The 12,291-nt window shown below is 73.5% G+C and carries 14 protein-coding genes and 1 pseudogene; 12 read left to right on the forward strand and 3 right to left on the reverse strand.

The window, feature by feature from the left end; all coding sequences use genetic code 11:
• Positions 1-34 precede the first annotated feature (34 nt).
• Together PKE99_RS22440 and PKE99_RS22445 are read left to right on the forward strand one after the other, a co-directional pair.
• A pseudogene (locus tag PKE99_RS22440) lies at positions 35-175 on the forward strand (FAD-linked oxidase C-terminal domain-containing protein); the annotation flags it as partial.
• A 28-nt stretch (positions 176-203) separates the two neighbouring features.
• Entirely contained in the window at positions 204-1,532 is a 1,329-nt protein-coding gene (locus tag PKE99_RS22445; protein ID WP_037049115.1) for an MFS transporter, read from the forward strand.
• An 18-nt stretch (positions 1,533-1,550) separates the two neighbouring features.
• On the opposite strand, the gene PKE99_RS22450 is transcribed toward PKE99_RS22445, so the two are convergent.
• On the reverse strand, positions 1,551-2,297 hold the full coding sequence (locus PKE99_RS22450; protein ID WP_037049113.1) for a Mut7-C RNAse domain-containing protein: 747 nt from the start codon (positions 2,295-2,297) through the stop codon (positions 1,551-1,553).
• 107 nt (positions 2,298-2,404) lie between these two features.
• On the opposite strand from PKE99_RS22450, the gene PKE99_RS22455 reads away from it, so the two are divergent.
• From PKE99_RS22455 to PKE99_RS22490, 8 genes are all read left to right on the forward strand, one after another.
• Positions 2,405-3,097: a RibD family protein gene (locus tag PKE99_RS22455; protein ID WP_231498327.1), complete on the forward strand. Its 693-nt coding sequence runs from the start codon at positions 2,405-2,407 to the stop codon at positions 3,095-3,097.
• Positions 3,090-4,061, forward strand: a complete 972-nt coding sequence (locus PKE99_RS22460; protein WP_037049107.1) for a zinc-dependent alcohol dehydrogenase — start codon at positions 3,090-3,092, stop codon at positions 4,059-4,061. The genes PKE99_RS22455 and PKE99_RS22460 overlap by 8 nt, the downstream gene beginning before the upstream one ends.
• 18 nt (positions 4,062-4,079) lie before the next feature.
• Positions 4,080-4,481: a 6-pyruvoyl trahydropterin synthase family protein gene (locus PKE99_RS22465; RefSeq protein ID WP_037049105.1), complete on the forward strand. Its 402-nt coding sequence runs from the start codon at positions 4,080-4,082 to the stop codon at positions 4,479-4,481.
• Positions 4,478-5,527, forward strand: a complete 1,050-nt coding sequence (locus tag PKE99_RS22470; protein ID WP_037049103.1) for a glycosyltransferase family 4 protein — start codon at positions 4,478-4,480, stop codon at positions 5,525-5,527. The genes PKE99_RS22465 and PKE99_RS22470 overlap by 4 nt, the downstream gene beginning before the upstream one ends.
• Positions 5,528-5,694: 167 nt before the next feature.
• Positions 5,695-6,648: a lysylphosphatidylglycerol synthase domain-containing protein gene (locus tag PKE99_RS22475; RefSeq protein ID WP_197040749.1), complete on the forward strand. Its 954-nt coding sequence runs from the start codon at positions 5,695-5,697 to the stop codon at positions 6,646-6,648.
• A 621-nt stretch (positions 6,649-7,269) separates the two neighbouring features.
• Positions 7,270-7,479, forward strand: coding sequence for a hypothetical protein (locus PKE99_RS22480; protein WP_037049101.1), 210 nt, complete (start codon positions 7,270-7,272; stop codon positions 7,477-7,479).
• Positions 7,476-8,123 (forward strand): DUF2637 domain-containing protein, encoded by a 648-nt coding sequence (locus PKE99_RS22485; protein ID WP_051737817.1) that lies wholly within the window; start codon positions 7,476-7,478, stop codon positions 8,121-8,123. Before PKE99_RS22480 ends, PKE99_RS22485 begins: the two co-directional genes overlap by 4 nt.
• A complete protein-coding gene (locus PKE99_RS22490; protein WP_051737816.1) occupies positions 8,120-10,168 on the forward strand; it encodes a hypothetical protein in 2,049 nt (682 codons plus the stop codon). The genes PKE99_RS22485 and PKE99_RS22490 overlap by 4 nt, the downstream gene beginning before the upstream one ends.
• Before the next feature lie 868 nt (positions 10,169-11,036).
• On the opposite strand, the gene PKE99_RS22495 is transcribed toward PKE99_RS22490, so the two are convergent.
• A complete protein-coding gene (locus tag PKE99_RS22495) occupies positions 11,037-11,318 on the reverse strand; it encodes a hypothetical protein (RefSeq protein WP_037049094.1) in 282 nt (93 codons plus the stop codon).
• A 74-nt stretch (positions 11,319-11,392) separates the two neighbouring features.
• On the opposite strand from PKE99_RS22495, the gene PKE99_RS22500 reads away from it, so the two are divergent.
• Positions 11,393-11,659, forward strand: a complete 267-nt coding sequence (locus PKE99_RS22500) for a hypothetical protein (RefSeq protein WP_156067770.1) — start codon at positions 11,393-11,395, stop codon at positions 11,657-11,659.
• A gap of 54 nt (positions 11,660-11,713) precedes the next feature.
• On the forward strand, positions 11,714-11,941 hold the full coding sequence (locus tag PKE99_RS22505) for a hypothetical protein (protein WP_037049089.1): 228 nt from the start codon (positions 11,714-11,716) through the stop codon (positions 11,939-11,941).
• Between the two features lie 46 nt (positions 11,942-11,987).
• Here PKE99_RS22505 and PKE99_RS22510 read toward each other — a convergent pair whose 3' ends face one another.
• A complete protein-coding gene (locus PKE99_RS22510) occupies positions 11,988-12,224 on the reverse strand; it encodes a hypothetical protein (protein WP_051737815.1) in 237 nt (78 codons plus the stop codon).
• Between the last annotated feature and the right edge of the window lie 67 nt (positions 12,225-12,291).

Consider the following 12,291-nt stretch of genomic DNA (forward strand, 5'->3'; position numbering starts at 1 on the left):
CGATGGTTGCCATGGCGACCATCGCCACTCACAACTGACCGGGGAGCACGGCGTGGGCCTGCTCGAGAGGACGGGCCTGGAGGCGGAGCTGAGCCCCGCCGTGCTGGACCTGCACCGCTCCGTCGAGCGCGTACTCGATCCCCGGGGCATCCTCAACCCCGGCAAGGTCGTCTGACCCGATCCCCCTTGGGAAGGAACCTCGCATGAGCTCCGACACCGCCGTCGGGACCGAGGACCAGCTGGTCCGCTCCGGCGTACGCCGGGCCGGGCGCCGGCTCGTCCCCCTCCTGATCCTGCTGTACTTCGTGAACTACCTGGACCGCGTGAACATCGGGTTCGCCGGGCCCAACGGCATGAACGAGGACCTCGGCCTGTCCGCGACGATGTTCGGCGTCGCGGCCGGGGTGTTCTTCATCGGGTACCTGCTGCTCGAGGTGCCCAGCAACCTGATGCTGCACCGCTTCGGCGCCCGCCGGTGGATCGCGCGCATCCTCGTGACCTGGGGGATCATCGCCACGATCATGGCGTTCACGCCGAACGCCACGGTGCTGATCGTGCTGCGCTTCCTGCTGGGCGTGGCCGAGGCGGGCTTCTTCCCCGGGATCATCCTGTACCTCACGTACTGGTTCCCGGCCGCGCAGCGGGCCCGGATGACCGCGTGGTTCATGACCGCGATCCCGGTCTCCACCGCGCTCGGCGCCGTCGTCTCGTCCCTGATCATCGAGCACGGCGACGGGCTGTTCGGGCTGGCCGGCTGGCGGGTGATGTTCCTGCTGGAGGGGATTCCGGCGGTGCTGCTCGCCGTCGTCGTCTGGTTCTCGCTCACCGACCGGCCCGCGGCGGCCGGGTGGATGCCGCAGGCCGAGAAGGACGCGCTCGAGCGCGCGCTCGCGGCGGAGGGCCGGGAGGTCTCCGAAGCCGGGCCGAAGTCCGTGCTCGGGGCGCTGAAGAGCCCGCGGGTCCTGGCCCTGTCCTGGGTGTACTTCGGCGTGGTCTACGGCCTCTACGCGCTCGGCTTCTTCCTGCCCACGATCATCAAGGGCTTCTCCGCGCAGTACGGCACCCACTTCACCACCGTGCAGCAGGGGCTGATCAACGCCATCCCGTACGCCGTCGGGCTGGTCGCCATGATCGTGTGGACCCGGCGCTCGACCAACCCGACGGTCCGGGTGGCGGTGCCGGCGCTGGTCGGCGGCGTGGCGATCCCCGTGGCGCTCTACCTGTCGAACCCGTGGCTGGCGATGGTCGCCGTGACGATCTGCGCGTGCGGCGTGCTGGCGGCCCTGCCCGGCTTCTGGTCGCTGCCCACGTCGTACCTGACCGGCGCGGCCGCGGCGGCGGGCATCGGGCTGATCAACTCGCTGGGGAACATGTCCGGGTTCGTGGCCCCGTACGTCACGGGCGCGCTGTCCGACGCCACCGGCAACAACAAGCTCGGGCTGTGGGTGGTCGGGATCTGCATGGTCTCCGCGGCCGTGGTGACCTGGCTGCTCCGCCGCACGCGGAGAGGCGCCGCGACGCCCACGAAGTGACGGTCCAGGAGTGACTTCTCAGGGGCGGCGCCGCCGGACCACGGCACGCGCCGCCCCCACGATCCGCTCCAGGCCCTCCGCGTGGGCGCCCTGCCAGTAGACCCGCCCGCAGGAGCGGCACCGGGCGAACTCGGCGTAGGTGCGCCGGGTCCCGGCCTTCAGCTCGCCGGCCACCTCCTCGGGGGGCGCCGGGGCCAGGTCGCCGTTGCAGGCGGTACACCGGGTCGAGGGCGCGAGCGGCGGGGCGAAGCGGTCGAGGACGTCGGCGAGCTGGTCGTCCGGGCGGTCGCCGCGCACGTGCGCGCCGGCCCAGAGTGCGCGGCGCATCAGCAGGCCGCGGTCCTGGGTGAGCACGATCCGGTGCTGCGCGGCGCCGTCGCGGACCAGCTCCGCATCGGCGGCGTCGTTGCGGTAGGCGGCGTCGATCCCGAGCACCCGCAGCCGGCGGGCCAGGGTCCCGAGGCCGACGTCGAGCAGGAACCCGGTCGCGCCCGGCACCTCCTGCGGCCGGTCCACGGGCAGGATCGCGACCTCCACCCCCGGCACCGGGCGGTCCTGCGGGGCGGCCGGACGACCGTCGAGCCGCAGCGCGCCGACCTCGGTGAGCGGGATCCCGAGGCTCTGCACGACGTGCCCGAGGGTGGCGTCGCCGTCCCACGGCACCGTCGCGCGGGCGCGGCGGCGCTCCCGCGCGAGGAACGACCACAGCGCCGGGTCGGTGCGCACGTCCAGCGTCCCCGGCGTGCGCGGCTCCGGGCCGGGCATCCTCCCGACGCTACCGGCGGCCGGGGGACCCGTACTGCGCCGTCCGGGGCAGTCCCCGCACGCCGCGTGGCACGCGGGCTTCCCGAGACGGCACGATGCGGAGCGTGATGGACCGCCCGTACGTGATCGCCTCGGCGGCGGTGTCCCTCGACGGCTACATCGACGACGTCGCCGAGGCGCGGCTGATCCTGTCCGACGAGGAGGACCTCGACCGCGTCGACGAGGTGCGGGCCTGGGCCGACGCGGTGCTGGTCGGGGCCAACACCATCCGCACCGACGATCCCCGGCTGCTCGTCCGCTCCGCCGAGCGGCGCCGGGCCCGGGTCGCGCAGGGCCGGCCCGAGTCGCCCGCCAAGGTCACGCTGACCCGGTGCGGCAAGGTCGATCCCGGGGCCCGCTTCTTCACCACGGGCGACACCGAGCGGTTCGTCTACACCTGCGACGCCACGGTCGACGAGGTGCGGTCGAAGCTCGGCGGCGTCGCGACCGTCGTCGGCGCGGGGGACCCGCTCGAGCTCCCGCGCATGCTCGCCGACCTGCGGGGACGCGGCGTCGAGCGGCTGATGGTCGAGGGCGGCGGGGCGGTCCACACCCTGTTCCTCGCCGCCGACGCGGTCGACGAGCTGCACGTGGTATACGCGCCCTTCTTCGTCGGGCAGCGCGACGCCCCGCGCTTCGTCAACCCCGCCGACTTCCCGCAGGGCCCCGCCTCCCGCATGCGGCTGGCGAGCTCCCGGCAGATCGGCGATCTGATGCTGCTGTGCTACCGACCGCGGAAGGATCGAGCGCGGCATGACTGAGCGCGCGCTCTTCCTCGACGCGCCGGGGCGGGTCTCCCTGCACGAGGTCGAGGTGCCGCGACCCGGGCCGGACGAGGTGCTGGTCCGCACCCTGCACTCCGGCGTCAGCCGCGGCACCGAGGCGCTGGTGTTCCGCGGCGGGGTGCCGGAGAGCCAGCGCGCGGCCATGCGGGCGCCCTTCCAGGAGGGCGACTTCCCGGCGCCGGTGAAGTACGGGTACCTCAACGTCGGGGTGGTCGAGGAGGGCCCGTCCGGGCTGGCCGGACGCGCGGTCTTCTGCCTGTACCCGCACCAGACCCGGTACGTCGTGCCCGCGTCCGCCGTGACCCCGGTGCCGGACGGGACGCCGCCGGAGCGCGCGGTGCTCGGCGGCACGGTCGAGACCGCGGTCAACGCGCTGTGGGACGCCGCGCCGCTGGTGGGCGACCGGATCGCCGTCGTCGGGGGCGGGATGGTGGGGTGCTGCGTCGCCGCGCTGCTCGCCGGCATCCCGGGCGTCCGGGTCCAGCTCGTCGACCCGCTGCCGGCCCGCGCCGCGGTCGCCGACGCCCTCGGCGTCGCGTGGGTCCCGCCGGAGGAGGCCGCCGACGGCTGCGACCTCGTGGTGCACACCAGCGCCACCGAGGCGGGGCTCGCCCGGTCGCTGGAGCTGCTCGGGCCGGAGGGCGAGGTCGTCGAGATGTCCTGGTACGGCGACCGCCCCGTGCGGGTGCCGCTGGGCGAGGCCTTTCATCCCGGCCGCCTGACCATTCGCAGCAGCCAGGTCGGCATGGTCTCCGCCGCCCGGCGCTCCCGCCGGAGCTTCGGCGACCGGATCGCCCTCGCGCTGCGCCTGCTGGCCGATCCGCGGTACGACGCCTTGGTCACGAGCGAGGGGTCGTTCCCCGGGCTGCCCGCCGACCTGCCGCGGATTCTCGCCGACGGCGGTGAACCGTCCGGGCTCCTCCACCGTGTCACCTACTGACACCGCGAGGAGGAGCAGTTGTTCGGGATCACCGTCCGCGACCACATGATGGTCGCCCACAGCTTCCGCGGCGAGGTCTTCGGACCGGCGCAGCGGCTGCATGGCGCCACGTTCGTGGTCGACGCGACCTTCCGGCGCGCCGAGCTCGACGCCGACGACCTCGTCGTCGACATCGGGCTGGCCACCACGGCCCTGCAGGCGGTGCTCGGCGAGCTCACCTACCGCAACCTCGACGACGACCCCGCCTTCGCCGGCCGCAACACCTCCACGGAGTTCCTGGCCAAGGTCGTCGCCGACCGGCTGGCCGAGCGGGTGGCCGCCGGCGAGCTGGGGGAGGGCGCCCGGGGCCTGGAGGGCATCGCGGTGACGCTGCACGAGTCCCACGTGGCGTGGGCGAGCTACGAGCGGCCCCTTCCGTGACGGTCGCCGCCCCGGCGGTGGCGGCCGTGCTGCCCGCCGACGTCGACGACCCGCAGCGGCCCAGCGGCGGCAACGTGTACGATCGCCGCGTCCTGGCCCGGCTCGCGGGGGTGCACGAGATCGCGGCGGGCGGCGCGTGGCCGCACCCGTCGCCGGCCGACCGGGCGGCGCTCGCCGATTCTCTGGCAGCCCTCCCCGACGGTGCCGTGGTGCTCCTCGACGGGCTGGTGGCCTGCGGGGTCCCCGAGGTGGTGGTGCCGGAGGCGGGGCGGTTGCGGCTGGTGGTGCTGGTGCACCTGCCGCTCGCCGACGAGGCCGGCGCCGCTCCCGCGCTCGCCGAGCGGGAGCGGGCGGTGCTGGGCGCCGTCGCCGCGGTCGTCGCGACGAGTGCGTGGTCGGCCGCGCGGCTCGCCGCCCTGCACGGCCTGCGCGACGTCCCGGTGGTCACCCCCGGCGCGGACCCCGCGCCCCTCGCCACGGGCTCGGACGGCACGAGCCTGCTCTGCGTGGGCTCGGTGACGCCGACCAAGGGCCAGGACCTGCTGGTCGGCGCGTTGGCCGAGATCGCCTCCCGGCCGTGGCGCTGCCGGCTGGTGGGCCCGCTCGGCCGGGCGCCGTCGCACGTCGAGCTGGTCCGGGGCGAGCTGGAGCGGCACGACCTCGCCGACCGGGTCCCGCTCGACGGCCCGCTCACCGGCGCGGACCTCGACGGGGCCTACGCCGCCGCCGACCTGCTCGTCCTGCCCTCGCGCGCCGAGGCCTTCGGGATGGTCGTGCTGGAGGCGCTGGCGCGGGGGATCCCGGTGCTCGCCACGGACGTCGGCGGGGTGCGGGAGGCCCTCGGCACCACGGCGTCCGGCGAGCTGCCCGGTCTGCTCGTCGCGCCCGACGCGCAGTCCCTCGCGGCCGGCCTGGCCGAATGGCTCGACGACCCGGCCCTGCGCGGCCGCCTCCGCGAGGCCGCCCACGAGCGCCGGGGGACGGTCCCGGGCTGGGACGTCCCCTCCGCCGCCCTCGCCGCGGTCCTCGAGGGGGTGCGGTCGTGAGCGCCCCCGCCCTGCCGACCCCGGCAGTGCAGTACGGATCCACAACGCCCTCGAACCCTGCCACCGAGCCGCACTATGGAGCCATAACGCACTCGGACCCTGCTGCTGGGACGCGTGAGCGAGCCATAGCGCGCTGTGTGGGTGCTGCGTGGCGGGCTGTGCGGCCGGTGCTGGGGTCGTCGCGGGTCCGGACGGCCGCGGCGGTGGCGCTGCTCGCCGTCGTGATCTGGCGGTTGGGCGCGGGTCCGGTGTTCGACGGGCTGCGCGCGCTCGACCTCGACGCGGTCGTCGCGGCCCTCCTGATCGGCGCCGCGACGACGCTCTGCGGCGCCGCCCGCTGGGTCCTGGTCGCCCGGCGCCTCGGGATGCCGCTGCGCCTGGGCCCGGCCGTGGCGCACTGCTACCGGGCCCTGTTCCTCAACTCGGTGCTGCCGGCCGGGATCCTCGGTGACGTCGGACGGGCCGTCGAGCACGGACGCGCGGTCGGCGACGTCGGCCGCGGCGCCCGGGCCGTGATGCTGGAGAAGGTCGCGGGGCAGATCGCGCTGGTGGTGGTCGGGACGGTCGTGCTGGTCGCCGAGCCCGCCGTCCTCTCCGCGCTGTCCGTGCCGGCCCAGGTCTGGGGTCCGGCGCTCGGCGTGCTCGGCGCGGGCGCCGTCGTCGCACTGCGCGTCCGCCGGGTCCGGAGCGGCCTGGGGACCCTGCTCGCCGACGCCCGCCGCGGCCTCCTCGCCCGCGACGCCTGGCCCGGTGTGGCCCTGCTCTCCCTCGCGGCGCTCGCCGGCTACCTGGGCCTGTTCCTGGTCGCCGCCCGCACCGTCGGCGCGACCGCCCCGACGACGCAACTGCTCCCGCTCCTGGTGCTGGCCCTGTTCGTGATGGGCCTGCCGGTCAACGTCGGCGGGTTCGGACCGCGCGAGGCGGTCGCCGCCGTCGCGTTCGGCGCGGTCGGTCTCGGCGCCGCCCAGGGCCTGTCCGCCGCCGTGGCCTACGGCGTCCTGACGGTGGTGAGCACCCTCCCCGGCGGCCTGGTCCTCCTCGCCGGGCTCCTCCGCCGCGCCCGTCCCGCTCGCGGCCTCGCGACCGCCACGGCAACAGCCACAGCCACAGCCACGGCCTGATCGACGGTTGCGTGCGCTGACGGTCGTCCCGTCCGCCGTCCGCGCACGCAACCGACGATCACGGGAGGCCCCCGGAGCGACGAGACGCCCGAGAACGACGAGACCCCGGTCCACGCGGACCGGGGTCGTGATCGGGGAGATGTTCTCTGTGTCCGAGGGGGGACTTGAACTCCTATGTGCACACACGCATCGAGGTACACGCAGGAGCCCCTAGGCACCGTCTGAGCTGCATAAACGGTCTGAAGAGGCCGCCGCTGGAGCATCGAGATGCATCCAAGATCCAGCTCGGCGGTATCGCGGCGGGTATCGCCGCAGGGATCAGGCTTGCACGGGGACCGCCCGTTGAGAGCGCACGCACCCCGCTCATCAACGAAGGCGGGCCCGAACCAGCGATCTCAGCGCTGGCCGGGCCCTTGATCGCCCCAGGAGGCGACCCGTGCAAGAACGTAGTGCTACCTCGAAGAGGCCCAGTGCCCCGGCTGGGCGTGTCCCAATCGGCGCGGAGTCGGTGACGCGGCGCCTGCCGGTCGTACGGCCCCGTCCCGTCCCGCCGCTCAGCCGGCTCATGCTCGACATCCACGCGGCGCAGGACGTCGCCCTCCGCGGATGGAGGGCCGAGCTTTGATCCGCTTCGTCCTCGGGCTCGGCGTGGCCGTCCTCGTCGTCGTCCTCTTCGCCCGCTACGTGGGCAGCGTGCCGAGCGCCAGCGACGTCCTGCCCGCCACGCCGGCCAGCTCGGCCATCACCTGCGAGTCGACCGGCGGGCGGGACCTCGTCCGCGTGCTGCCGGACCAGACCGTCGAGGTTGTCCGCTGCGAGGTGGACCAGTGAGCGCGCGGGAGCGCTGGGCCCGCACTTGGCCCGTCCTGCTCGCCGTCTCGACCGTCAGCGCGGTCGGCGGGCCGGCTGCGGTCGCCAGCTACCGGCACGCCCGCGACGTCATCGCCCGGGCCGGCGACCCGGTCATGGCGCCGTGGCTCGCACTGACCACGGACGGGATGCTCGTCGCCGCACTGGTCGTGATCTGGGTTCGGCGACACCGCGGCGAAGCAGCCGGCCGCGGACCGTGGGCGGCGTTCTGGGCTGGCATGGTCGCGACGATCGCCGCGAACCTCGCCGCCGCGGAGCCCACCGTCATCGGGTACGTCGTGGCCCTCTGGCCACCCGTGTGCCTGGCGATCACGCTGGAGTTGGTGGCGCTGGTCGCCGCCCGGCGCGCCTCGGTGGAGGCCGTCTCAGAGCCCGCTGAGGTCGACGCTGAGGCCCTGGCAGACCCGGACCCGGGTGAGTGGTGGGCGGAAGCGCCCGCCCTGGCCGCCCCGGTGGGCGAACCGGCGGGCGAAACGGGCGAGGACCGGGTGGCGATGCTGGTCGCCGCGGGTCTCGGCCGGCGTCGGCTCGCCAAGGAGCTGGGTATTCGGGAGCACGAGGCCCGCCAGCTCCTCGCCGCGCATCGGGCGGAGGTGGCCGCGTGAGCGCCGAGATCCACGAGGGCGAGCTGGTGCCCGTCGATCCGCCCGAGCAGCCGCGCACGATCTACGCCACGGCCATCGCGGTTAGGGAGACGCAGAAGCGCCCGATCGTGCCCGCGTATCTCCGCAACCGGGACGAGGCCCGCCAGCTCGGCGGGTGGCTGGCGAAGTACGGCGCCCACGTCGCCCTCTACCACCTCACGCGACTGCCGAAGTACGCCGGGAAGCTCGCCGCCCGCGCCCCGTACGGGGTGCTGGTCGCGCTCCTGGCGGTTGGGGCGTGGGTGTTCGACCGGGAGGCCACCGCGCTGCGCTCGCAGGCCGTGGCCCGCGGGAGCGTCGACGAGTACATGAAGCTTTCGAAGCAGCGGAACCAGCGGGTCCGGCAGCGCGGCACTGTCGCCCTGGCCGGCCTCGTCGCCCTTGTCGCGCTCACCGTGGTGGTGGCGTTCCTGCCGAACTGGGTCCAAGCCGTTTACGTCACGGCCGCCGTGGTGGTGTTCGGGAAGCTCGGCACGCCGGCCGACCGGCGGGTTACCGACGTCACCACCGTGACCGCAGCGGCCCCGCCGCGGCTGACCGCAGAGGTCGTGACCCGGGCCCTCCAGTCCATGGGGATCGCCGCGATGAACGCCAAGGGCGCCTCGATCTCCTACGTCGCCCCGATCACCCGCGACGGGCCAGGGTGGCGCGCGGACATCGACCTCCCGTTCGGGGTCACGGTCGCCGACGTCGCCGAGCGGCGGGACCGGCTCGCCTCGGGACTGCGCCGGCCCCTGTCCGCGGTGTGGCCGGAACCCTCGCTCGAGGAGCACGCTGGCCGGCTCGTTTTGTGGGTCGGGGATCAGCCGCTCAACCAGGTGAAGCCGAAGGCATGGCCGCTGGAGAAGTCCGGCAGCGTCGAGCTGCTCGGCGGGACGTTCCCGTTCGGCACCGACCAGCGGCAGCGCCCGGTGATGGTCAGCCTGGCCGAGACGAACGCGCTCGTCGGCTCGCTACCCGGCGGCGGGAAGACGGCCGCGGTGCGGGTGCTCGCCCTCGCCGCGGCGCTCGATCCGTACGCCGAGCTCCGCATCCACGAGCACAAGGGCAGCGGCGACCTGGAGGCCCTCGCGCGGTGCTCCCACCGCTACGTCTCCGGCGTCTCCGACGCGCACATCGCCGAGACGCTCGACTCCATGCGGGAGGTGTACGCCGAGCTGGAGAAGCGGGCCGCGACCCTGCAGAAGCTGCCGAAGTCGGTCGTGCCGGACAACAAGGTCACCCCCGAGCTGGCCCGCACGAACCGGGCCCTGCGTCCTCTCGTGCTCGTCGTCGACGAGGCCCAGGAGGTGTTCAGCCACGGCGAGTACGGCGAGGAGGCCGGCAAGCTCGCCGAGGGGATCATCAAGCGGGGCCGCGCCCTCGCGGTCATCGCCCTGTTCGCGACGCAGCGGCCGGATGCGAAGAGCCTGCCGACCGGGGTGTCGACGAATGTCGGCGTCAGGTTCTGCCTGCGGGTCATGGACCAGCTCGCGAACGACATGGTGCTGGGGACGTCGATGTACCGGAACGGCGTGCGGGCGACGACGTTTACCCCCCGGGACCGCGGCATCGGCTACCTCGTCGGGGTCGGCGACGAGCCGGCCGTCGTGAGGACGTACTACGTCGACACGGTGGCCGCCGAGAAGGTCGCGGCACGGGCGAGGGCGGCCCGTGAGCGGGCCGGCACAGTGACGGGCTACGCGCTCGGCGAGGAGGCCCCGAAGACGGCTGCGGCGTCGCTCCTGGACGACTTGGCCGTGGTGTTCGCGACTATCGAGGTGGAGAAGGTGTGGCGCGAGGACGTCTGCGCCGCGCTCGCCGAGAGGTGGCCTGATCGCTACGGCCAGCTCACCCCGGACGCCCTGACGGCGGCTCTCCGGCCGCTCGGGATCACTACCGGGCAGGTGTGGGGCCGGCTGCCGGACGGGGCCGGCGCGAACCGGCGTGGGATCACCCGCGAGGACGTCCAGGCCGCGCTCGATCGGCACCGTAGAGAGATCACCTCTAGCGCCGGAGCGCGCTAGGTCTAGCGGGGGTGCTAGCGCCCAGGCGAGGGGCTTGACCTGGGCGCTAGCGCCTAGCGCCTACCCCGGACCAACCGCTTGAAACCGGCCAGGAGGCCATCGTGTGGACCCTCATCGCGCTAGCGCTAGGAGCGCTGGTGGTCTACGTCGCGGCGTGCGCCTGGTGGCCGTTCATGGCCTGCCGGCGCTGCCTCGGCACCGGTAAGAAACGCTCGCCGTCGGGCAAGGCGTGGAGGCCCTGCCCGCGGTGCGGCGGCAACGGCAGGCGCGTCCGGCTTGGCCGGCGCATCTACGAGATCTTCCGCACCGGCGCCTAACGTCGACGGAAGGAAGCACGACAAAGCTCGGCGCGCTCGTCGCGTCGTAGGGGGCGCATAGCGCTGCACTACCACCGGTGCGAGGGACTACCCACCCCGGACGCCAACAGGGCCCGGCTCGAATCCATCGAGCCGGGCCCTGGGTGCGTGAGAGCGACTCTAGTATCCCCGCTGGGGCCCTCGATCCACCCTCGTCGCTACGGTTACTCCTGTACCCAGAAGAGGCGTTCCGACGCTGCGGTCCGGATGCGCAAGGAGCGGTGGACGCGGCGACGGGAGGGCGAGATGGGAGAGGCCCCGCGGCAACGGGGCCTCTCCGGTGCGTCTCCCCTGGTGTGCAGCAAGTGCCCTGGCAGGCAGACCAACTACGAATCGAGGTGACGCGTGCCCCGACACTACCCGGCGCGCTCCAACTCCCAGGACCCCGACGGCGACGACTGGGTCTCGCGGCTGATCCGCGCGGTCAGACCCGCCATATACGGCGCCTCCTGGGTGCCGTGGCTCCGCATCCTCGTCCTAGTCGCCCTATGGCTCCTGCTGAGCTAGATCCGTCAGGCGCTCGGCGGTGGCACATCGTGGTGCCACTCGTCGAGCAGCTCCAGCGCGGAACGGCCCTCGACCTTGCCGAGGACCTCGAACAGCTCGGCGACGTCACCGGCAAGACTGTCCGCGAGGTCGCGTAGCCCAGGCACGCCGTGAGTCTCTGCCAGCCACGCCGTGCACCGCCGCACGGCCTCCATGCCCTCCGGTGAGGCCGGCGGGTACGCCAACCAGGCCCGCACCATGTCCGCGCTCGTCTGGGCGATCACAGCCCCATAGGGGTCTTCCGTCATGGCCCGGATGATGCATGCTGGTCGCTGCCCGCTTCCCCCGGGCTGCTCGTATTACTGCGCCCACAGGGGGAATCGTGAACGAACGGCAGCTCCGCGCCATCGAGAAGCTCCGTGCCGACCAGGCCATCGTCAGCGCCACTGCGGACCGCGTCCGAGGTGGGCTCCTGCCCATGCCCGACCCCGAGCGCTACCGCCAGCCGCTCGGTGAGCTACTCGACGCCCTGGCCGAGCACCTGCCCCACGTCGACCCGCCAGTCCGGGAGCACGCCGTCCGGGTCTGCCGCAACGCCTTTGGCGACCGCATGGACCAGCCCGGAACTCGGCGGAGCCGGCGACGCTGAGAGGTCGCCCGCCAGCGCGGAGTAACAATCCGAGGCCAGCGGAGACGTACAGGCGTGGCAAATCCCGACGGAGTACAGCTCCTGATCGACCAGCTTGACCGGCTCGGCCCCGATGCATCGCGGGCCGTCGCGCAGCAAGCCGCGCGAATCGCCTTCTCGGAGGACGTACGGACGGACCAGGACGTGGCCCAGGTGTTCAAGTTCCTCTACAGCGCCACGGCGCAGCCGGCCCCTGCTGATCCCGCGCACCCAGACCTCTCTTCCGGCGAGATCTCGCGCTAGAAACAGACGATGCCCCCTGACCTCGATGAGTCAGGGGGCATCGTCTTTAGTTGTGCAGCAGATACGACTCGACCTGATCGAGCGACAGGCCATAGCCGCGACGAGAGCCGTCGGAGGCGACGATTTCTCGGTCAATCCACACCTGCCCAACGTAGATGTCTCGGACGAGGCGGAACGTGCCATACCCGATCGACCGCGGGTCACGTCGTCGGCACTTCTCCAGGACGAGGCCCTGACGAGTCGCCATGCGACGGAGACGGTTTTCGCGAACCTGTTCGCTCATGGTTCATGCAATCCTTCCGGTGATGCCGGAAGCGATGCTGCCCGGCTAGAAGTGGGTTGGGAGACCC

The organism is Pseudonocardia halophobica (assembly GCF_027922425.1).
GTDB classification, from domain to species: Bacteria; Actinomycetota; Actinomycetes; order Mycobacteriales; family Pseudonocardiaceae; genus Pseudonocardia; species Pseudonocardia halophobica.